Below are 306 nucleotides of genomic sequence, written 5' to 3'. Positions count from 1 at the left end.
AGCGCTGCAAGGTCGTGCTGGCCGAGGCGGAAGCGGCCGACGCGCTTGCCGCCGATCAATTCGGCGAGCCACGCGGGAAGCTGCGCGTCACCATGCCTGTGCATCTTGGCCGGAAGTGCGTGGCCCCCGTGCTACTGCAGCTTGTGCAGCAATACCCCGCGCTGGAGTTGGACCTCTCATTCAACGACCGTTTTGTCGATCTGGCCGAAGGCGACTACGACATCGCCATCCGCACCGGCGATCTGGAAGACAAGGCCGGCGTGATCGCGCGCCGTGTGGCACGCCAGCGCATGATCGTCTGCGCCG

1 protein-coding gene is annotated in these 306 nt (G+C 66.0%); it reads left to right on the top strand.

Annotated elements, in window-relative coordinates:
• The coding region (locus RVY79_RS18770; RefSeq protein ID WP_317466068.1) for a LysR substrate-binding domain-containing protein at positions 1-306 on the top strand (306 nt) is incomplete at both ends.

The sequence above is a fragment of the Chromohalobacter sp. HP20-39 genome (assembly GCF_033052815.1).
Lineage (GTDB): Bacteria > Pseudomonadota > Gammaproteobacteria > Pseudomonadales > Halomonadaceae > Chromohalobacter.
Note: the sequence above shows the minus strand (reverse complement) of the source record. Positions and strands in the feature narration are given on the sequence as shown.